At 74.3% G+C, this 20,188-nt stretch carries 16 protein-coding genes and 1 tRNA gene; 12 read left to right on the top strand and 5 right to left on the bottom strand.

Annotation, left to right across the window (positions count from 1 at the left end; all coding sequences use genetic code 11):
- Positions 1 to 116: 116 nt before the first annotated feature.
- Positions 117 to 719, bottom strand: coding sequence for a 6-phospho-3-hexuloisomerase (gene hxlB / locus QSK00_RS28235; RefSeq protein ID WP_285596426.1), 603 nt, complete (start codon positions 717 to 719; stop codon positions 117 to 119).
- Positions 720 to 1,559: 840 nt separating this feature from the next.
- On the opposite strand from hxlB, the gene QSK00_RS28230 reads away from it, so the two are divergent.
- From QSK00_RS28230 to QSK00_RS28210, 5 genes are all read left to right on the top strand, one after another.
- Positions 1,560 to 2,537 (top strand): class I fructose-bisphosphate aldolase, encoded by a 978-nt coding sequence (locus QSK00_RS28230; RefSeq protein ID WP_285596425.1) that lies wholly within the window; start codon positions 1,560 to 1,562, stop codon positions 2,535 to 2,537.
- A 156-nt stretch (positions 2,538 to 2,693) separates the two neighbouring features.
- A complete protein-coding gene (gene rpe, locus QSK00_RS28225) occupies positions 2,694 to 3,374 on the top strand; it encodes a ribulose-phosphate 3-epimerase (protein ID WP_285596423.1) in 681 nt (226 codons plus the stop codon).
- An 83-nt stretch (positions 3,375 to 3,457) separates the two neighbouring features.
- Positions 3,458 to 3,724 carry a hypothetical protein gene (locus QSK00_RS28220; RefSeq protein ID WP_285596421.1) on the top strand — a complete coding sequence of 89 codons (267 nt, stop codon included), beginning with the start codon at positions 3,458 to 3,460 and terminating at the stop codon, positions 3,722 to 3,724.
- Positions 3,725 to 3,836: 112 nt separating this feature from the next.
- On the top strand, positions 3,837 to 4,514 hold the full coding sequence (locus QSK00_RS28215) for a response regulator (RefSeq protein WP_285596419.1): 678 nt from the start codon (positions 3,837 to 3,839) through the stop codon (positions 4,512 to 4,514).
- Between the two features lie 49 nt (positions 4,515 to 4,563).
- On the top strand, positions 4,564 to 5,799 hold the full coding sequence (locus QSK00_RS28210; RefSeq protein ID WP_285596417.1) for a GAF domain-containing sensor histidine kinase: 1,236 nt from the start codon (positions 4,564 to 4,566) through the stop codon (positions 5,797 to 5,799).
- A gap of 4 nt (positions 5,800 to 5,803) precedes the next feature.
- Here QSK00_RS28210 and QSK00_RS28205 read toward each other — a convergent pair whose 3' ends face one another.
- Together QSK00_RS28205 and QSK00_RS28200 are read right to left on the bottom strand one after the other, a co-directional pair.
- Positions 5,804 to 7,291 (bottom strand): gluconokinase, encoded by a 1,488-nt coding sequence (locus tag QSK00_RS28205; RefSeq protein WP_285596416.1) that lies wholly within the window; start codon positions 7,289 to 7,291, stop codon positions 5,804 to 5,806.
- Positions 7,281 to 8,825 (bottom strand): GntT/GntP/DsdX family permease, encoded by a 1,545-nt coding sequence (locus tag QSK00_RS28200; RefSeq protein WP_285596414.1) that lies wholly within the window; start codon positions 8,823 to 8,825, stop codon positions 7,281 to 7,283. Before QSK00_RS28200 ends, QSK00_RS28205 begins: the two co-directional genes overlap by 11 nt.
- 143 nt (positions 8,826 to 8,968) lie before the next feature.
- Between QSK00_RS28200 and QSK00_RS28195 the strand changes: the two genes are divergently transcribed.
- The 7 genes from QSK00_RS28195 (at position 8,969) to selB (ending at position 18,918) form a co-directional block, all read left to right on the top strand.
- A tRNA-Sec gene (locus QSK00_RS28195) sits at positions 8,969 to 9,064 on the top strand.
- Positions 9,065 to 9,126: 62 nt separating this feature from the next.
- Positions 9,127 to 12,336, top strand: a complete 3,210-nt coding sequence (fdh, locus tag QSK00_RS28190; RefSeq protein ID WP_285596412.1) for a formate dehydrogenase — start codon at positions 9,127 to 9,129, stop codon at positions 12,334 to 12,336.
- A gap of 66 nt (positions 12,337 to 12,402) precedes the next feature.
- A complete protein-coding gene (locus QSK00_RS28185) occupies positions 12,403 to 13,482 on the top strand; it encodes a 4Fe-4S dicluster domain-containing protein (protein WP_285596410.1) in 1,080 nt (359 codons plus the stop codon).
- Positions 13,479 to 14,582, top strand: a complete 1,104-nt coding sequence (nrfD, locus tag QSK00_RS28180; protein WP_285596408.1) for an NrfD/PsrC family molybdoenzyme membrane anchor subunit — start codon at positions 13,479 to 13,481, stop codon at positions 14,580 to 14,582. The genes QSK00_RS28185 and nrfD overlap by 4 nt, the downstream gene beginning before the upstream one ends.
- Before the next feature lie 126 nt (positions 14,583 to 14,708).
- Positions 14,709 to 15,752 (top strand): permease, encoded by a 1,044-nt coding sequence (locus QSK00_RS28175; RefSeq protein ID WP_285596406.1) that lies wholly within the window; start codon positions 14,709 to 14,711, stop codon positions 15,750 to 15,752.
- On the top strand, positions 15,749 to 17,122 hold the full coding sequence (gene selA / locus QSK00_RS28170; RefSeq protein WP_285596404.1) for an L-seryl-tRNA(Sec) selenium transferase: 1,374 nt from the start codon (positions 15,749 to 15,751) through the stop codon (positions 17,120 to 17,122). The genes QSK00_RS28175 and selA overlap by 4 nt, the downstream gene beginning before the upstream one ends.
- Positions 17,119 to 18,918: a selenocysteine-specific translation elongation factor gene (gene selB / locus QSK00_RS28165; protein WP_285596402.1), complete on the top strand. Its 1,800-nt coding sequence runs from the start codon at positions 17,119 to 17,121 to the stop codon at positions 18,916 to 18,918. Before selA ends, selB begins: the two co-directional genes overlap by 4 nt.
- Here selB and QSK00_RS28160 read toward each other — a convergent pair.
- Positions 18,915 to 19,706 carry an RNA polymerase sigma factor SigF gene (locus tag QSK00_RS28160; RefSeq protein ID WP_285596400.1) on the bottom strand — a complete coding sequence of 264 codons (792 nt, stop codon included), beginning with the start codon at positions 19,704 to 19,706 and terminating at the stop codon, positions 18,915 to 18,917. The genes selB and QSK00_RS28160 overlap by 4 nt on opposite strands.
- Positions 19,703 to 20,170: an ATP-binding protein gene (locus tag QSK00_RS28155; RefSeq protein WP_285596464.1), complete on the bottom strand. Its 468-nt coding sequence runs from the start codon at positions 20,168 to 20,170 to the stop codon at positions 19,703 to 19,705. The genes QSK00_RS28160 and QSK00_RS28155 overlap by 4 nt, the downstream gene beginning before the upstream one ends.
- Positions 20,171 to 20,188: the final 18 nt, after the last annotated feature.

Here is a 20,188-nt window from a genome sequence, read left to right as displayed (position 1 = left end):
TCCGTCTCTGTTCGCCACGGGGAGGGGGACCGACCACGGCGAGCACGTCGGGGTCGACCGACCGGCGACGGGAACGGCCCCCGGGGGCCCGACGTCCGTCGTCGGTCACCGCCGGGTCACTCGAGATTGGCGTGGAGGCGCCACAGCTCGCGGGCCTGGGAGCCGCTGCTCTGCCACAGCACGTGGAACAGCGCGTCGCTGAGGATCAGGACGGCCTGTTCGAACAGGCTCCCGGCGTACTGCTCGGATGCCGTGCCGTCGAAGTCCTGCTTGTCGGCGGCGGGTACGACGAGGACCTCGGTCGCGAGAGCGGCGAGATCGGATCCGGGATCCGTGGTGATCGCCAGCACCGAGGCGCCCTGCTCGGACGCCGTTCTCGCCGCCGCGACCACCCGTGCCGTCGATCCGGACCCCGAGGCCGCGACCAGGACGTCGCCCTCCCCGATCGCCGGGGTGGTGGTCCCCCCGACCACGTGGGCGGACTTCCCCAGGTGCATGAAGCGCATCGCCGCCATCTGCAGGGCCAGCCCGCTGCGACCGGTGCCCACGGTGAACACCGCGGGCGCGTCGAGCACCCGCGCCCCGGCCCGGGCCCACGCCCGGGCGTCGACCCCGGCGAGGGTCCGGGCGTGCTCCCCCGTGATCAGGGCGACGGCGTCGTCGAAGCGGGAGGGGTCGACCCTCTCGACCGTGCTCGTACCGGGCTGTTCGGCCGCCATGGGAGGACCTCGGTCTCTGTCGGTGGGGACTGCGGGACCGCACGCCACGGGCGGGCGGACGTGCTCACGTGCCGCCGGCCCCGCCCCGACCTCGGCAGGCGCCCCCGCCCGCCGGTGGTCACGGCGTCCCGGCGCGGCTCCTCGTCGGTGCGCAGGGCCTCACCGCGGGTGCATCCGGGTCCCGCCGGGGGTGGGTCCACGGGGCCGTCCGGAGCTGGTCGGGCGCCGCGTCGTCGAGGTCATGGCGCCGGACGCTAATGACGCCGGTCACGTGCTGACCTCCCCCACGTGGGGGAGGCGACGGGTGAGCCGGAGCCCTCCTTCCGGCACGGTCCGTACGGCCGGGACCGGCCGCTCGGTGCGGTCGTCCCGGCGCGGTCGAGGGTGGACCTGCCCGCCGCTCGGCTCCCTGACCTGCGACGACGGGGAAGTCGATGGGCGGGATCGTCGTCCCACCCGCGAGGCCGGGCACCACGGTGTGGTTGCGCTCACTCCGAGCGGCCGCTACAAAGGGTCACGTCAGGGCCGCTCGAAGCCGCTCTCGACGGACCCGCCGCTCGTCGTCCACCGCCCCCGGGGACGACGGCCTGCACGGGGTCGATCGTCCCGCGGACGGCGCGACGCCTGCTCGCCCTGCCGGTGCCCACGGTCGTCCCGCGGCCGGCCGGCCGATCGACGGGCCCCGCCGGTCGCCGACGCCGCCCGGCCCGTCCACGGCCGCGTGCCGGTCACGGCCGGGGCCGTTCCACCGGACGGGTGCCGCCCGCCGCACCACAGCGCGCCGTCTCCGGGGGCGCGCCGTGCCCGAGGGCGCGTCATCACCAGAAGAGGGAGAGACCGATGCCGACGCTGCACGAGATCGCACGAACGATGGTGTCCGACCGGCGGGGCATCCTGGCCGCGGACGAGAGCGTCGGGACGATGTCGAAGCGCCTCGAGGGCGTCGGCGTCGAGCCCACCGAGGAGAACCGGCGCCGTTACCGCGAACTGCTCCTCACCACGGCCGGGCTCTCCGACTCGATCAGCGGCGCCATCCTCTCCGACGAGACGTTCCGTCAGGAGCTCTCGGACGGGACCACGTTCCCCGCCGCGCTCGCCGAGCGGGGTGTGCTCGCCGGGATCAAGGTCGACACCGGGGCGACACCGCTCGCCGGAGCCCCGGACGAGAAGATCACCGAAGGGCTCGACGGGCTGCGGGGCCGTCTCGAGGAGTACGTCGACCTCGGCGCGAGCTTCACCAAGTGGCGTGCCGTCTTCTCCATCGGTGACGGCCTCCCCAGTGCCCGCGCGATCCACGCCAACGCGCACGCCCTCGCGCGCTACGCCGGGCTGTGTCAGGAGGCGGGCCTCGTGCCGATCGTGGAGCCCGAGGTGGTGATGGACGGGGACCACTCGCTCGAGGCGTGCCGCCGGGTGACGACGACGGTCCTGCGCGCGGTCTTCACCGAACTCGGCCTGATGGAGGTGCGGCTCGACGGCATCGTGCTCAAGCCGAACATGGTGGTGGCGGGCGGCGGGTGCGCGCAGCAGCCCGCGGCCTCGGAGGTCGCGCAGTCCACCGTGGACACGCTGCGCGAGACCGTGCCGCCGGGCGTGCCGGGGATCGCGTTCCTCTCCGGAGGGCAGAGCCCGGAGGAGGCGACCGCGAACCTGGCGGCGATGCAGGAGATCACGCCGCTCCCCTGGGAGCTGACCTACTCGTTCGGCCGCGCGCTGGTGGGCCCCGCCCTCGAGACGTGGCAGGGCAGCGACGACGGCTGGGCCGCCGCCCAGAAGGCCCTCTCCGAGCGGGCGGTCGCGAACGCCTCCGTGCGGTGAGGCCCCGGCGGGTCATCGACACCGACACCACCGAACGGAAGGCACCCCTGTGCAATGGCCATCTGGACGCTCCACCGGCGACGGTCGGTCGGTGATCCCCTGCGGGGACGCCCGGCACCAGCATGCGCGTCGAGGGGTCGGAGACGGAGGCCTCGGGTGAGCGATCCACAGATCGTCGCCTCGGTCCTCGGTGCCGACTACTCCCGCCTCGGCGGCGAGGTCCTCGACCTGACCGCGGCCGGCGTCGACCGCATCCAGTGGGACATCATGGACGGGCACTTCGTCCCGGCCCTGACGTTCGGGTCCGACGTCGTCGGTGCCTGCCGTCCCTACGTCACCGTGCCCTTCGAGGCCCATCTGATGGTGGCCGACCCGGACCCGGTCCTGGCCGACTTCGCCGCGGCCGGCTGCGAGACGATCATCGTGCACGTCGAGGCGTGTCCGCACCTGCACCGCACGCTGTCCCGGATCCGGGACCTCGGCGCCCGGGCCGGTGTCGCGGTGAACCCGTCGACCTCCCTCGACTTCGTGCCCTACGTCCTCGATCAGCTCGACCACGTCCTCGTCATGACGGTCAACCCCGGGTTCGGCGGCCAGGACTACATCGAGGCGATGGAGAAGAAGGTCTCGGAGGCACGCGAGATCGTCCGCGCGTCGGGCCGGCTGATCCAGATCGAGGTGGACGGGGGGATCTCGGCGGACACCGCGGCGGGGGCCCGGAGGTCCGGCGCGGAGCTCCTCGTCGCCGGTTCGGCCCTGCTCACCCACCCCGCGGGGAAACGGGCGGCGGTCGAGGACCTCCACCGCGTTCTCGCGGACGCCCCTGCAGCGCCCTGACGGAGACCGGCCGGACGAGACGGAGACGGTGCCGCGGACGCGCGAGCGGCGTGTGCACCCCGAACGAGCACGAGGGAGTCACCATGATCGAGAGAGCCTCCGCCCCGGAGGGTGAGCAGACGCTGTTGCGCCACGCCGCCGCGGTGGTGCGGGCGCGGTGCCGCAACGGTGGGTACGCCGGGGTGTCCGCCTCGGCCGCCGACGAGCTGAGCGGCACGTTGGAGTCCTACGCGGCGACGGCGGGCGACGAGGACGGGATGGACCGGGAGGAGGCGGTCGCGCTGGCGCACCGGCTGGTGGACGACGACCACCCCGAACTGTCCCCGCTGTGGCCCGGCCCGTCGACGTAGACCACGCGTGACCGGGACGACCGGGACGAGCGGGACCGACCTACCGGGCTGCGGTGGAGATCGGAGCTCCGGAAACCCCCGCGGCCCGGGCTCCGGCTCCTACCATGACCCGGTGACCGTCGCACCGCCGTCCGCGACGGAACCCCTGAGTCTGGTCGTGGTCGACGACCACGAGATGGTCGTGGCCGGGCTGAAGCAGATGCTGGCGCCGTTCGTCGACCGGATCCGGGTCGTGGGCTCCGCGCACGACGTGGCGGACGCGCTCGAGGCCGTCGTCTCGCTCCGGCCCGACCTCGTGCTCGCCGACGTGCGTCTGGTCGGTGAGAGCGGCCTGGATCTGTGCCGCAAGCTCGCCGAGCGGGTGCCCGGGCAGCGGGTGGTGCTGCTCTCGGTCTACGACGACGAGCAGTACGTCTTCCAGGCGCTGCGCGCGGGCGCGGCGGGCTACCTGCTCAAACGCATCCGCGGCGAGGAACTGGTCGCGCAGCTCGAGCTGGCCGCCGCCGGCACCACCGTCATCGACGCCACCATGGCGGGCCGCGTCGCGACCTCGGCGGCGCGCCTCGAGCGCGACGAGTTCTGGCCCGGGGCCCACCTCGGACTCACCCACCGGGAGAGCGAGGTGCTCGCGCTGATGGCCTCCGGCTGCAGCAATCGGGCGATCGCGTCGCGGCTGGTCATCGGCGACCAGACGGTGAAGACCCATGTGCGGGCGGTGCTGCGCAAGCTCGGGGTCGCCGACCGCACGGCCGCGGTGGCGGCCGCACTGCGGGAAGGGATGTTCCAGTGAGGCGGACGGACCGCGACCACGGGAACGCCCCGCGACGGGAGCCGGACGCATGATCAGCAGCCTCGGGCTCGCCGATCCGGAACGCGAGAACGCCGTCCTGCTCGCGATCATCGAGGCCGCCACCTCGACCGGACCGGACCCGGAGGCCCGCGCGGCTGCCGTCGCGCAGGTGATCACCACCGCCACGGCGACCGACGTCTGCTTCGTCCACGTCCTGGACGACTCGGAACGGGCGCTGACGCTGCTCGGGGCGACCCCTCCCTTCGACGCCGAGGTCGGCTCGGTGCACCTGCCGCTCGGCCGCGGGGTGAGCGGCTGGGTGGCCAGTCACCTCGAACCGGTGGTGATCGTCGAGGACAAGGAGTCCGACCCGCGCTACATCCCGATCCCCTCGCTGCGGGGGCGGGACTACACCTCGATGGTCTCGGTCCCGATGATCAGCGCACCGTGGGGTCTGACCGGCGTGCTCAACGTGCACACCCGCGACCGGCACGAGTTCGACGACCGCGACGTGCGCCTGCTGCTCGCGATCGGCCGACTGCTCGCGGGCTCGGTGCACCAGGCCCGGATGCATCGACGCCTCGCCCTCCGCGAGCGGGCCCACGAGCGGTTCGCCGAGCGCACCGTGGCGGCCCAGGAGACCGAACGGCGTCAGCTCGCCCGCGACATCCACGACGGCATCTCCCAGCGACTCGTCTCCCTCTCCTTCCACCTCGACGCGGCCCTCACCCATCTCGAGCGCGGCGACCACGAGCCGGCGCGGACCGACATCGGGACCGCGTGCGGCCTCGTCGACACGACGCTGGGCGAGGCCCGGGCCGCGATCGGCGCCCTGCGCCCGCCGGTGATCGACGACCTCGGTCTCGCGGGCGCACTCGCCGCCCTGGCGTCCGACCTGCCGGGGGTCGCCCCGTCCCTCCACGTCGCCGACGTGGATCTCCCCGACCACCTCGAGATCGCCCTCTACCGGATCGCCCAGGAGGCGTTGCAGAACGTCATCAAGCACGCCGACGCGACGCGGGTGTCCATCCGGCTCGACACCGATCCCGCCGGGGTGCGGTTGGAGGTGACCGACGACGGGGTCGGCACCGACGCCCCCCGGGAGGGCCCGGTGGCGACCGGGGACGACGGCGGGTTCGGCCTCGCCTCGCTGCGCGAGCGCGCCGAGCTCCTCGGCGGCACGCTGACCGTGACGTCCCGGCCCGGCGAGGGGACGACCGTCGCCGCCACGGCGCCGATCCCCGACGACGCGGCCGTCGTCGGCGGGGCCCCCGCCGGGACCTGATCCCTCAGGAGCGCAGCTCGCCGACCACCTCGGCGAGCTGGTCGTGGACCCGTTCCACCAGGTCCCGACGGCGGGTGTGCCCCGCTGCCGACGGCCCGGGCTCGAGGGTCTCGGCGATGGTGACGTGGTCGGCGGCGTCGGCGAGCGCGTCCGGGGTGTCCTCGAGCAGTCCGACGGCCTGCATGCCGAGCAGGGCCGCCCCGTAGGCGGAGCCCTGGTGGCCCTCGGCGTACCCGACCGGCATCCCGAGGACGTCCGCGAGCAGCTGCCGCCAGAAGTCACTGCGGGCGAACCCGCCGGTCGCCCGGATCTCCCCGACCGCCATCCCCGCGTCGCGCACCGAGTCGAGCACGAGGCGCAGCTGCAGGCAGACACCCTCCAGCAGGGCCCGGGTGAGGTGCCCACGCCCGTGGGCGCGCTGCAGGTTCAGGAACGTCCCGCCCAGGCCGCCGTCCCAGCGCGGGGCGCGCTCGGCGAGCAGGTGCGGGATCGCGAGCAGGCCGTCGGCGCCCGGCGGGGTGGCCGCCGCCTCGGTCAGCAGTGTGTCGGGGTCGGCGCCGAAGGTCTCGGACGCCCAGTCGAGCACCACACCGCCGTTGGTCACGGCCCCGCCGACCACCCACCGGTCGCGGGTGAGCTCGTAGCAGAACAGCCGGCCGCGCGGGTCGATCCCGGGACGGTCCACGGCCAGTCGCAGCGCGCCGCTGGTGCCGATCGAGCACGCCAGCACGCCGGGGCGCACGGCGCCGAGACCGAGGTTGGCCAGGGGGCCGTCGCCCGCGCCCGCCACGAGCGGCGTTCCCGACGGCAGGTCCCACTCCCGCGCCGCCGCCGCGGAGAGCTTCCCCACGACGGCGGTCGTGTCGACGATCGGGTCGAGCCGGTCCGCGGTGAGCCCGGCGAGGTCGAGGGCCTCGTCGTCCCAGCACCGCCGCTCGAGGTCCATGAGACCGGTACCGGAGGCGCACGAGGCGTCGGCCGCCCGCCGTCCGCCGGCCCGCCCGACGACGAACTCCTTGATCCCGCTCCACCGGGCCGGCGCCGCGTGCAGGCTCGGCCGTTCCCGGCGCAGCCAGGCGAGCTTGACCAGCGGACTCATCGAGTGGATCGGGGTGCCGGTACGGCGGTGCAGGGCCAGGGCGTCGTCGCGACGGCGCAGGTCCCCGGCGACGTCGCCGGCCCGGGAGTCTGCCCACGTGAGCAGCGGACCGACCGGGTCGCCGGCGTCGTCGACCCCGAGCAGCCCGTGCATCGCGGCCGAGAAGGCGACCACCTGCGGCCGGCGGCCGCCGGCGGCCCCGACGGCGTCGCGCACCGCGTCGCCGACCGCCTCCCAGACGGTCTCCGGGTCCTGCACCGCCGCGCCGGGCTCGGGCTCGGCGAGCGCGTAGCCGCGGTCGCCCTCCCCCAGCACCGCACCCGTCGTCGTGAAGAGGACCGCCTTGGTGGACGTGGTGCCGACGTCGACCGCGAGGACCGGGTCAGACGACAAGGGAGGCCGCCAGCACCGCGAGGAGCCCCACGACGGAGACCAGGGTCTCCATCACCGACCACGTCCGGAACGTGTCGCGCACCGACATGCCGAAATACTCCCGGACGAGCCAGAACCCCGCGTCGTTGACGTGCGAGAAGAACACCGAGCCGGCGCCGACCGCGAGGGCGGCGAGGACCGGCGACGCGCTCGGCTCCGCCGCCAGGACCGGCGCGACGATGCCCGCGGCGGTCACGGTCGCGACGGTGGCCGACCCGGTGGCGAGGCGGATCAGCACGGCCACGAACCAGGCGAGCAGCAGCACCGGGATGCCGGCGCCGGTCGCGGCCTTCGCGAGGGAGTCGCCGATGCCGGAGTCGACGAGGACCTGCTTGAAGCCGCCGCCGGCGCCGATGATGACGAGGATGGAGGCGGCGGGGACGAGGCCGGCCGCGGCGAGCGAGGACACCTCGGAGCCCGACAGGCCGCGGCGGAAGCCGAAGGTCCACGTGGCGAGGAGCAGGGCGAGCAGGAGCGCGACGACCGGCTCGCCCACGAACTCCGCCACCGCCCGCACGCCGGAGCCGTCGGGGGTCACCACGTCGGCGACGGTGCGCAGGAGCATGAGGACGACGGGCAGCAGGATCGTCGCGAGCGTGGCGGTGAGGCCGGGCGGCGGGTGCTCGGCGGTGTCAGCGGTGGCACTCGGCTGACGTCCGGTGTCAGCGGTGGCACTCGGCTGACGTCCGGTGTCGGCGGTGGCACTCGGCTGACGTCCGGTGTCGGCGGTGGCACTCGGCTGACGTCCGGTGTCAGCGGTGGCACTCGGCTGACGTCCCGGCACGGGCGCGGCGGTGCGCACCAGCGACGCCGGTGGCTCCGCGTGGGCCCACCGCGAGGCGTAGTGGGCGAACAGCGGACCCGCCACGGCCACCGTCGGGACGGCGAGCACGATCCCGACCAGCAGGGTCTGCCCGAGGTCCGCCTTCAGCGCGTCGATCGCCACGAGCGGGCCCGGGTGCGGCGGGATGAAGGCGTGCAGGGCGGACAGGCCCGCGAGGGCGGGGATGCCGACCCGCAGGATCGTCGAGCGGCCCTGCTCGTCCCGGCCGCCCTCGTGCCCCCGCTCCCGGTCGAGCCGGACGGCGACGGTGAACACGATCGGCAGCACGAGCACCACGCCGATCTCGAAGAACAGCGGGATGCCGAGCACCATCGCGAGCAGGGCGACCGCCCACGGCAGCATCCGGGGCCCGGAGCGGCGCAGCAGGGTGTCGGCGAGCAGGTCGGCGCCGCCGGAGTCGGCGAGCAGCTTCCCGAGCATCGTGCCGAGCCCGAGGACCACCCCGACGTCGCCGAGCGTGCCGCCGACCCCGTCGGTGAACGACCCGACCGTCTTCGACGGCCCCAGCCCGGCGACGAGCCCGAGCACGAGCGAGCCGGTCATGAGGGCGGGGAAGGCGTGCAACCGCAGTCGCGAGGTGATCAGCACGATCACGAGCGCGACCGAGGCCGCCGCGGTGATCACCAGACGCGTGTCGGTCGTGGTCCACACGCGGGCGACCTTTCCCGGTGTGAGGGCCCGGTGAACCCGACCGAGCGGCTTTCCTGTCACCGGACGCCGGCAACGACGCTTTCCTGCCACGGCGGGGCGGCCCGAGCCTGCGGGTTGTCGGGGCGGAACCTAGGCTCCGTCGCGGAGGCGTCAGGGTTCCTGGTGGGCCCCGCGGTCTTCAACACCGACGTGGCCGGGTATCTCGGCCAGGCGGGTTCGATTCCCGTCCGCCTCCGCCACACGTTCCCCCAGGTCCCAGCGTCGGAACCCGGGTCCACCACAGCACGGGGAGGTCCACCCCATGGGCGTCCGTACCTGGCTCGGCGAATGGCCGATGTTCCGCCAGGCGACCGGTCCTGACCCGCTCGCCCGCGGCACCGCCGTGCAGTCGCCGCGGACGAAGGCGCTCACGCCGCGGACCGACACGGCCGACGAGGTCGTCAAGTCGATCTGCCCGTACTGCGCCGTGGGCTGCGGCCAGAACGTCTACGTGCGCGACGGCCGGGTCACCCAGATCGAGGGCGACCCCGACTCCCCCGTCTCCCGCGGGCGCCTGTGCCCGAAGGGTTCGGCGTCGACGTCGCTGGTGACCAGCCCCTCCCGCGTGACGACCGTGCGGTACCGGCGGCCCTACGGCACCGAGTGGGAGGACCTCGACCTCGACACGGCGGTCGACATGATCGCCGACCGGGTGATCGACGCCCGCCGTCGTGGGTGGGAGGACACCGACGCCCAGGGGCGTGTCCTGCGGCGCACCCGGGGCTTCTCGAGCCTCGGCGGCGCGACGCTGGACAACGAGGAGAACTACCTCATCAAGAAGCTGTTCATGGCGCTCGGCGCGATCCAGGTGGAGAACCAGGCGCGTATTTGACACAGCGCCACCGTCCCCGGTCTGGGGACCAGCTTCGGGCGTGGAGGCGCCAGCAACTTCCTCCAGGACCTCGTGTACTCGGACTGCATCGTCATCGAGGGGTCCAACATGGCGGAGGCCCACCCCGTGGGCTTCCAGTGGGTGATGGAGGCCAAGCGCCGCGGCGCGAAGGTCATCCACGTCGACCCGCGCTTCACCCGCACCACCGCGGTGGCCGACCACCACGTGCCGTTCCGGGGCGGCGCGGACATCGCGTTCCTGGGCGGGCTGATCAACTACGTCCTGGAGAACGAGCTCGACTTCCGCGAGTACGTGCAGACGTTCACGAACGCCGCCGACATCGTCGACGACTCCTTCGTGGACGCCTCCGACCCGGAGGCCGGCGGCATCTTCTCCGGGTACGACCCGGACACCGGTGAGTACTCGCCGGTCAGCTGGGGTCTCGAGGACGCCTACCGGGCGCCGGCGGCCGGCAAGCGGGACGCGTGGGAGTCCCAGATGCCCGAGCACCCGAACGGGCAGGACGCGCCGATCGGGCACCACGAGCCGCGGCGCGACCAGACCCTGACCCACCCGCAGTGCGTCTACCAGGTGCTCAAGCGGCACTACAGCCGCTACACCCCGGAGGCGGTGTCGCAGGTGTGCGGCATGTCGGTGGGGTCGTTCCTCGAGGTCGCGAAGGCGATCACCGAGAACTCCGGCCGGGACCGGACGACCGCGTGGGTCTACTCGGTCGGCTGGACCCACCACACCGTGGGCGTGCAGTACATCCGCGCGGCGGCGATCCTGCAGACCCTGCTCGGGAACATGGGCCGTCCCGGCGGCGGCATCCTGGCCCTGCGCGGGCACGCCTCGATCCAGGGCTCGACGGACATCCCCACGCTGTTCGACCTGCTGCCCGGCTACCTGCCCATGCCGAGCGCGCACCACGAGACGCTGCGCGACTACCTCGACGCGGACGCCGCCAAGACCGGCTTCTGGGGCAACATGGACGCCTACACGGTGTCCCTGCTCAAGGCGTGGTGGGGCGACGCGGCGACCGCGGAGAACGACTTCGCGTTCGACTGGATGCCACGGATCACCGGCGACCACGGCAGCTACTCGATCGTCCGGGACCAGATCGACAAGAAGTCCTTCGGGTACTTCCTCGTCGGCGAGAACCCGGCGGTCGGGCACGCCAACGGCAAGATGCAGCGCCTCGGCCTCGCGAACCTGGAATGGCTCGTCGTCCGCGACATGCAGATGATCGAGTCGGCCACGTTCTGGTACGACGCTCCGGAGATCGAGACCGGCGAGCTGCGCACCGAGGACATCGGGACCGAGGTCTTCTTCCTGCCCTGCGCCAACCACACCGAGAAGGCGGGCAGCTTCACCCAGACCCAGCGTCTGGTCCAGTGGCGACGCGAGGCGGTGCATCCGCCGGGCGACGCCCGTTCCGAGCTGCACTTCTACTACCACCTCGGAAAGCGCATCCGGGAGAAGCTCGCCGGGTCCACGGAGGAGCGGGACCAGCCGCTGCTCAACCTGACGTGGGGCTACCCGACCTCCGGGATGCACGACGAGCCCGACGTCGAGACGGTGCTCGCGGAGATCAACGGGGCCGACGCCGACGGGATGCCGCTGTCGTCGTACACCGAGCTGACCGCCGACGGCTCGACCACGGCGGGCTGCTGGATCTACACCGGCATCTACAAGGACGGCGTCAACCAGGCCGACCGCCGCAAGCCCGGCGAGGAGCAGGACTGGATCGCCGCCGAGTGGGGCTGGGCCTGGCCGGCGAACCGCCGGGTGCTCTACAACCGGGCCTCGGCCGACGCCGAGGGCCGGCCGTGGAGCGACCGCAAGGCGCTCGTGTGGTGGGACGAGGCGCAGGGCCGCTGGGTCGGGCACGACGTGCCCGACTTCGAGGTCACCAAGCCGCCGGACTACAAGCCGGACCCCGGCGCCACCGGTCCCGACGCCCTCGCCGGCACCGACGCCTTCATCATGCAGGCGGACGGGAAGGCGTGGCTCTACGCGCCGACGGGGCTGACCGACGGCCCGCTGCCGACGCACTACGAGCCGGTCGAGTCCCCGGTGCGCAACCTGCTGCACGACCAGCAGGACAACCCCGCGCACGAGGAGATGGACCGCGCCTGGAACCGGCTGAACCCGTCGCAGAGCGAGGTCTTCCCCTACGTCTTCCTCACCTACCGGCTCACCGAGCACCACACCGCGGGCGGGATGAGTCGCACGCTGCCCTACCTCTCGGAACTCCAGCCGGAGTTCTTCTGCGAGATCTCCCCCGCGCTCGCCGCGGAGCGGGGCCTCGAGCACATGGGGTGGGCGACGCTGATCTCGGCGCGGACGGCGATCGAGGCGCGGGTGATGGTGACCGAGCGCATGAAACCGCTGCGGATCGGGGACCGTGAGGTGCACCAGATCGGGCTCCCCTACCACTGGGGCTCCCAGGGCATCATCACCGGCGATCCGGCGAACGACCTGCTCGGCGTCGTGATGGATTCCAACGTCCACATCCAGGAGTCGAAGGTCGCGACCTGCGACATCCAGCCGGGACGTCGACCACGCGGCCCCGAGCTCCTCGAGTACGTCGCCGGCTACCGCCGTCGCGCGGGGGTCGAGCCGGGAGGGATCGAGTGACCACGGAGACGCACCGAAGGGGAGCTCGGCCATGACGACGGAGACGAAGCGCAGCGGAGCTCGACCATGACCAACGTCTTCGACGCGTTCTCGGGGACGGCGAACTCGCTGTACGGCGAGCTCCCCGACCCGGCCGCGGACGCGGGGTTCGATCCGTCGCACCCGAAGCGGGTCGGGTTCTTCACCGACACGTCGGTCTGCATCGGCTGCAAGGCCTGCGAGGTGGCGTGCAAGGAGTGGAACCTCGTCCCCGACGACGGGACCGACGCGTCCGACCTCTACCGCCTCACCGGGATGTCCTACGACAACACCGGTGACCTCGGCGCCTCCACGTGGCGGCACGTGGCGTTCATCGAGGACGTCCGTCCGCATGGGTCGGCGACGACGAAGCACGGTGGCGCGTCCACCGACGACGTCACGACGGGGCACATCCCGTCGGGCCTGCCCGCGCTCGGCGGCGGCGCGCTGCCCTCCACCCGCGAGACCACGCCGGCGCCCGGGGGCGGCACGGTCGACCTGCTGTCCCTGCTCCCCGACGCGGGGGCGCACGGTCAGCAGACCCCCGACGACGAGCGGGACGTCCGCTGGCTCATGGCCTCCGACGTCTGCAAGCACTGCACGCACGCCGGATGCCTGGACAACTGCCCGACCGGCGCGCTGTTCCGCACCGAGTTCGGCACCGTCGTGGTGCAGGACGACATCTGCAACGGCTGCGGCTACTGCGTCCCGTCCTGCCCCTACGGCGTCATCGACGTCCGCGGATCCGACGGCGGCGCCCACAAGTGCACGCTGTGCTACGACCGCCTCGGCAGCGGACTGGAGCCCGCCTGCGCGAAGGCGTGCCCGACGAAGTCGATCCAGTTCGGCGACCTCGACGAGCTGCAGGCCGCCGCGGACGCCCGGCTCGCCGAGCTGCACGACCGCGGCGTGAACGAGGCCCGGCTCTACGGCCGCGACGAGAACGACGGCGTCGGTGGGGACGGGGCGTTCTTCCTCCTGCTCGACGAGCCGGAGGTCTACGGCCTGCCGCCGGACCCGATCGTCACCACCCGCGACCTGCCCGAGATGTGGCGGAACGCGGCGCTGACCGCCGTCGCTCTGGGTGCCGCCGCGGTGGCGGCGTTCTGGACGGGGGGCCGGCGATGACCGGCAGGCCGACCGAGGACTCCAACCCGACGGAGATGCCGGAGCGGCTGCGCATCGACCACGACGCCGTGAAGCCCCGCAGCGGGCGCACCCGTCGGGGCCGGGGCGAGCAGCTGCAGGTGCCCGAGGCGGAGTTCCGCAGCTACTACGGGCGCCCCATCATCAAGGCACCGGTGTGGAAGAACCCGGACGTCCCGCTGTACCTGTTCCTCGGCGGGCTCGCGGGCTCGTCGTCGGTGCTGGCGGCGATGGCGAACGCCACCGACCGGCCGACGTTGCGGGCGGCCGGCCGCTACGTGGCCATGGGCGGCGCCATGGGCGGCACCGTGTTCCTCATCCACGACCTGCACCGCCCGAGCCGGTTCCTGCACATGCTGCGGGTGTTCAAGCCGACCTCGCCGCTGTCGGTCGGCTCCTGGATCCTCTCCCCCTTCGCGGCGTTCGCGACGGCGGCGGCGGGAGCCGAGTTCCTCGCGCCGTACCTCCGTGGACGCCGCGGCGCCACGGCCCTCCGCGTCGCCGGGGACGCGGCCGGGATCGGTGCGGCCGTCGTCGGGCCCGCGCTCGCCACCTACACCGCGGTCCTGATCTCGAACACCGCCGTCCCCACTTGGCACGAGGCCCACCGCCACCTGCCGGTGCTCTTCGCGGGCAGTGCGGCGGCGGCGGGCGGCGGCTTCGGGCTGGTGGCGGCCTCGGTCCGCGACAACGAGCCGGCCGCGCGGCTGGCCGTCGCGGGCGCGCTGGTGGAGCTGGTCACCGAGGAGAAGATGACCCGCGACCTCGGCCTGCTCGCCGACGTCTACGACAAGGGCCGGGCGAAGACGCTGATGACGGCGTCGAAGGCGTGCCTCGCGGTCGGTGCCGTGGGTGCCGTCGTCGGGCGGAGGAAGCGGTGGGCAGCAGCCCTCTCCGGGCTCGCGCTCATGGCGGGCTCCGCCCTCACCCGCTTCGGGGTGTTCGACGCCGGGATCGCCTCGGCCAACGACCCGGCGCACATCGTCGTGCCCCAGCGCGAGCGCATCCGCCGTCGGGAAGAGGCCGTGCAGCCGGGGACCACGCCTCCCGACCGGCACTACGTCCCCGCGGCGGGCAGCTGACCCTTCCCCACCCACGAACGGGCCGCTCGTCACGATGAACCGTGACGGACGGCCCGTTCGTCGTGTTGCGGGGCGGACACGGAGCCGTCCTGCGGACGACATGCACGGCGCGCAGACTCGACCGTCGTGACCACGACGACGGCTCCCCGCCGCACATGGATCCCGGTTGCGGGCGTGGCGCTGCTCGCGGTGGTGCTGCTGATCTGGGCGAAGTGGCAGCCGTACTGGGTGAAGGTCCCGTCGGTGGCCGGCTCCGGCTCGCTCGGGAGGTCGATCCTGCCCTCCGACGGGGTGTCGCTGCGATCGGGCCTGGAGTTCGCCGGCACCTACTTCCTCGCGATCTGGCCGGCCCTCGTCACCGGGCTCGTGCTCGCCGCCGCCGTCCGCACGGTGTTGCCGGCGGACTGGACCGCCCGGATGGTCGGGCGGCGCGGGGCGGTCGTCGGCAGCGCGCTCGCGGTGCCGGGGATGATGTGCAGCTGCTGCTCGGCGCCGGTGGCGGTCGGGCTGCGCCAGCGCGCCGCCGACGTCCGCGCGGCGCTCGCGTTCTGGCTGGCGAGCCCCGCCCTCAACCCCGTCGTGCTGGTGTTCTGCGCGTTCGTGCTGCCGTGGCCGTGGACGGTGCTGCGCCTGGCGGCCGGGCTCGCCGTCGTCGGGGTGGGCGCGCTGGCCGCACGGCGGTCGGGCGACGCCCCCGACCCGACCGGCCTCGCCGTCGGGACCGACTCCCTCGACGACGGACGCCCGCTGCCGGTCCGGTTCCTCGTCGCGCTGGGTGGGCTGTCGCTGCGGCTGCTGCCGGAGTACCTGGTGCTGGTCGTGGTGCTCGGAGCGCTGCGGGGCGTGCTGTTCCCGCTCGGCGCGGGGCTCGCCGGGACGCACGGCGCGGTGGTCGTCGCGATCGTCGTGCTGCTCGCGGTGGCCGGGACGCTGCTGCCGATCCCGACCGGCGCCGAGATCGCCGCGGTCGCCGCGCTCCTCGCGGCCGGGGTGTCGCCGGTGATCGCCGCCGCGCTGCTCGTGACGCTGTCGGCGATCAGCCTGCCGTCGCTGCTCATGGTGCGCCGGGTGTTCCCGGTGCGGGTGCTCGCGACGGTGACGGTCGGGACGGTGCTGATCGGGGTGGTGTGCTCCGTCGTGGTGGCGGTGGGTGGATCCTGGACGGCGTGACCACCGACCCCCGGCGACGGATCCCCCGCACCGACGCCGTCCTCGCCGACCCGCGCGTGGCGACCGCGGTCGCGGTCGTCGGGAAGGCCCGGGTGAAGGACGTCGTGCTCGGCGTGCAGCAGCAGGCGCGGGCCGGGGAGATCGCACCGGAGGACGTGGTCGACGCCGTCGTCGCGGACCTCCCGCGCAGCGCGGCGAGCCTGCGCCCGGTGCTGAACGCGACCGGCGTCGTGCTGCACACCAACCTGGGGCGGGCGCCGCTCTCGGGAGCCGCCCGGGAGGCGCTGGTGACGGCGGCCGGGACGACGGACGTCGAGCTCGACCTGGCGACCGGGGGCCGGGGCCGCCGGGGCGCGGGCGCGATGGCGGCGCTGGCGGACGCCGTGCCCGACGCGGGCGGGGTCCACGTGACCAACAACGGTGCGGCCGCGCTGATCCTCGCGGCGACCGCGCTGGCTGCGGGCCGGGAGATCGTGATCGCCCGGGGCGAGATGGTCGAGATCGGCGACGGGTTCCGGCTGCCGGAGCTGCTGGAGTCGACGGGAGCACGGCTGCGGGAGGTCGGGACGACGAACCGGGTCCGGGTCGACGACTACGCGGCGGCGGTCGGCCCGCAGACCGGGATGATCCTCAAGGTGCACCCGTCGAACTTCGTGGTGCAGGGGTTCACGTCCAGCGTGCCGGCCGGGGAGCTGACCGGGCTCGGCGTGCCGGTGGTGGCCGACATCGGGTCGGGGCTGCTCGCGCCGCACCCGCTGCTGCCCGGCGAGCCGGACGCCGCGACCGAGCTGCGCGCCGGCGTCCCGCTCGTGACGGCGAGCGGGGACAAGCTGCTCGGCGGGCCGCAGGCGGGTCTGCTGCTCGGGGACGCCGAGCTGGTGCACCGGCTGCGGCGGCACCCGCTCGCCCGGGCGCTGCGGGTGGACAAGCTGACGCTGGCGGCGTTGGAGGCGACGCTGCGCGGCCCCGTCCCGCCGGTGCGCGCGATGCTCGAGGCGGACGTGTCCGCGCTGCGCGACCGGGCGACGGCAGTGGCCGCGGCGGTCGGCGGGGCGGTCGTCGACTGCGCCGCGCAGGTCGGCGGCGGCGGCGCGCCGGGCGTGGACCTGCCCAGCGCCGCGGTCGCGCTCCCGGCGGCGTACGCCGAGGCGCTGCGGGCCGGGGACGACCCCGTCGTCGGGCGGGTGGAGCAGGGTCGGTGCCTGCTCGACCTGCGCTCGGTGCTGCCGGACGACGACGCGCGGCTCGTCGCGGCGGTGCAGGCGGTGGCTCCCTCCGTGGCAGGACGTCGTTCCCCTCACCCGACGACAGCAACGACGCTGTCCTGCCAGGAGGCCGGGGGCCACGGCGGGGAGGGGTCGTCGTCGTGAAGGTGCTCGCGACCGCCGGGCACGTGGACCACGGCAAGTCGACGCTCATCCGCGCGCTGACCGGCATGGAGCCCGACCGGTGGGCCGAGGAACGTCGGCGGGGCATGACGATCGACCTCGGGTTCGCCTGGACGACGCTGCCCGACGTGGGCCAGGTCGCGTTCGTCGACGTCCCGGGCCACGAGCGGTTCGTGACACAGATGCTGGCCGGGGTCGGGCCGGTGCCCGCGACGATGTTCGTGGTCGCAGCGGACGCCGGCTGGATGCCGCAGTCGGGCGAGCACCTCGACGCGCTGCACGCGCTCGGGGTGTCCGACGGCGTCCTCGTGGTGACGCGGTCGGACCTCATGGACCCCGAGCTGGCCCGCGACGAGGCCCTGGAGCACCTGGCGGAGTCGAGTCTCGGCCGGCTGCCCGCGGTGTGCGTCTCCGGGGCCACCGGCGAGGGCCTCGACGACCTGCGGGCCGAGCTCGTCGCGCTCGCGGGGCGGCTCCCCGACCCGGAGCCCGACGCCGACGTCCGCCTCTGGGCCGACCGCGCCTTCACGATCCGGGGCGCGGGCACCGTCGTGACCGGCACCCTCGGGGCGGGCAGCATCGCCGTCGGCGACGAGCTGGAGCTCGGGGGACGGACGGTCGCGGTGCGCGGGCTGCAGTCGCTCGGGGCGCCGGTGGACGCCGCGGCGGCGGTCGCGCGGGTGGCGGTGAACCTGCGCGGGGTCCCGCTCGAGGACGTCTCGCGCGGCGACGCGCTGCTCTCGCCGGGCCGGTGGCTCGCGGCGGGCGTGATCGACGTGCGCGTGCACCCGCCGCGGGGGACGGACGCCGTCGGGAAGCTGCCGTCGCAGGTCATGGTGCACGCGGGCTCCGCTGCCGTGGCCGCCCGGGTGCGGCCGCTCTCGCGCGACGACGCCCCGGACGCCTCCGACTCCTCGCGGACCGTGCGCCTCACCCTGCGCGAGCCGCTCCCCCTGCGCCCCGGGGACCGCGCCCTGCTGCGCGACCCGGGTGCCCACGCGGTGCTCGGCGGGGTGACCGTGCTCGACGTCCGCCCGCCCGAGCTGCGCCGCCGCGGCGCCGCGCGCGCCCGGGCCGGCGAGCTTGCGACGAGCGACGGCACCCCGGACACCGCCGTCGAGCTCTCCCGACGACGGGTCCTCCGCGCCGCCGACCTCGCGGGGCTGGGCCTCGCCGACCCGCCGTCGGGAACCCCCGCCGCGGCGGGCTGGTACGTCGACCCGGAGCACCTCGCGACGCTGGCCGCCCGGCTGCCGGAGCTCGTGGCGGCGCACGCGGCGGCCGACCCGCTGGAGCCGGGTCTGCCGACCCGAGCGGCGCAGCGGGGCCTCGACCTGCCCGACCAGCGCCTCGTGGCGCTGGTGCTCGCCCGCTGCCCGGACCTCGTCGAGGAGGGCGGCCGCATCCTGCGCCCGGGCGACGGTGGGCTGCCGACGGCGGTGCGGGAGGCCGTCGCGACGGTGGTCGCCGATCTGGCGGAGGCCCCGTTCCTCGCTCCCGAGGCGCACCGGCTCGGCGAGCTCGGGCTCGGGGCGAGGCAGCTCGGCGCGGTCGTGAAGGCCGGGGAGCTGCTGCGGGTCGCCGACGGCATCTACCTGCGGCCGGACGCCCCCGACCGCGCGGTCGAGGTACTCGCGACCCTCGAGCAGCCGTTCACCGTGTCCACCGCGCGGCAGGCGCTGGGCACGACCCGCCGGGTGGCCGTGCCCCTGCTCGAGCTGCTCGCCCGCACCGGGCGGACCCGCCACGAGGGCGAGGGCCACACGGTGCGGAGCTAGCTCCCGCCCTCGGAGAGCTCCTGGCGCAGCGTCGCGAGGGTGCGGGTGAGCAGCCGCGAGACGTGCATCTGCGAGACGCCGACCCGCTCGGCGATCTGCGTCTGGGTCATGCCGCCGAAGAACCGCAGCATGACGATCGTCCGCTCCCGCTCGGGCAGCCGGCGCAGCGCGGGCTGCACGGTCTCGCGGTGCTCGACCTGGGTGAGCTCGTCGTCGTCGGTGCCGAGCACGTCGGCGAGGCGTCCCGACGACGGGTCGTCGACGAGCATGTCGTCGAGCGAGCTGGAGCGGTATGCGTTGGCCGCCTCGAGCGCCTCGAGGATCTCCTCGCGCGGCTTGGAGAGCCGCTCGGCCAGCTCGCCCGCCGTCGGGGCGCGCCCGAGCTCCTGGGAGAGCGCGGGCATCGCGGAGCCGATGGCCAGGCGCAGGTCCTTGAGCCGCCGCGGGACACGCGTGGACCACGCCTTGTCGCGGAAGTAACGACGGACCTCGCCGGTGATCGTGGGCACCGCGTAGGACAGGAAGTCCGACCCGCGCTCCGGCGAGAACCGGTCGACGGCGTGGATCAGGCCGACCGTGGCGACCTGCTCGAGGTCCTCCTGCGGCTCGCCGCGCTGGGCGAACCGGCGCGCGATGTGACGCGCGAGCGGCAGGTAGCCCTGGACCAGCCGGTCGCGGAGCGCCTCCCGGCGCTTGTCACCGACCGGGAGGCCGGCGTGCTCCGCGAGCAGGGGGGCGAGATGGGAATAGGAGTCGTCCCGCTTCTCCTGCTCGGCGGGGACGCTCACGTCGTCGTCCGGTCCTTGAGCAGTCGGATGCCGATCCACGACGGGTCGCGGTCCAGCACCTCGGCGACGTCGGTGAGCGTGTCGAGCACCCGCCAGCCGAAGGTGTCCTGACGCAGCGAGGTGGGCCGGTCGACCGGCACGCGGGCGACCACCGCGACCCGCCCGTCGATCACCGTGAACCCGCACCGCAGCTGACCGCCCGGGCTCGCGAGCGGCACGAGCGCCGAGCAGGCCTCGTCGACCGCCATCCGCAGGTCGGACACCGCGTCGAGGTCGAAGTCGGCCCGGGCCGCGAGGTCCGCGGCCACCGCGCGGACCGAGGGGATCAGGGCCGGGTCGGCGTGCACGCGCACCTCGACGGGGCTCGGCACCTCCGCGAGACTCGACACGTCGGGCAGGCCGTCGACCTCGGTCGCCACGCCCGCGGCGGGAACCTCGGGAACGCGCTGCTGCGAATCGGGCATCTGCACGACTGCTGGTCT

Origin of the sequence: Actinomycetospora sp. NBRC 106378, from assembly GCF_030269685.1 — a bacterium.
GTDB lineage: Bacteria > Actinomycetota > Actinomycetes > Mycobacteriales > Pseudonocardiaceae > Actinomycetospora.
Note: the sequence above shows the minus strand (reverse complement) of the source record. Positions and strands in the feature narration are given on the sequence as shown.

Excerpts from the sequence above, each read along its gene's own strand:
- hxlB (WP_285596426.1), bottom strand. The coding sequence starts at position 719 with ATGGCGGCCGAACAGCCCGGTACGAGCACGGTCGAGAGGGTCGACCCC.
- QSK00_RS28230 (WP_285596425.1), top strand. The coding sequence starts at position 1,560 with ATGCCGACGCTGCACGAGATCGCACGAACGATGGTGTCCGACCGGCGG.
- QSK00_RS28220 (WP_285596421.1), top strand. The coding sequence starts at position 3,458 with ATGATCGAGAGAGCCTCCGCCCCGGAGGGTGAGCAGACGCTGTTGCGC.
- QSK00_RS28210 (WP_285596417.1), top strand. The coding sequence starts at position 4,564 with ATGATCAGCAGCCTCGGGCTCGCCGATCCGGAACGCGAGAACGCCGTC.
- QSK00_RS28185 (WP_285596410.1), top strand. The coding sequence starts at position 12,403 with ATGACCAACGTCTTCGACGCGTTCTCGGGGACGGCGAACTCGCTGTAC.
- nrfD (WP_285596408.1), top strand. The coding sequence starts at position 13,479 with ATGACCGGCAGGCCGACCGAGGACTCCAACCCGACGGAGATGCCGGAG.
- QSK00_RS28155 (WP_285596464.1), bottom strand. The coding sequence starts at position 20,170 with ATGCCCGATTCGCAGCAGCGCGTTCCCGAGGTTCCCGCCGCGGGCGTG.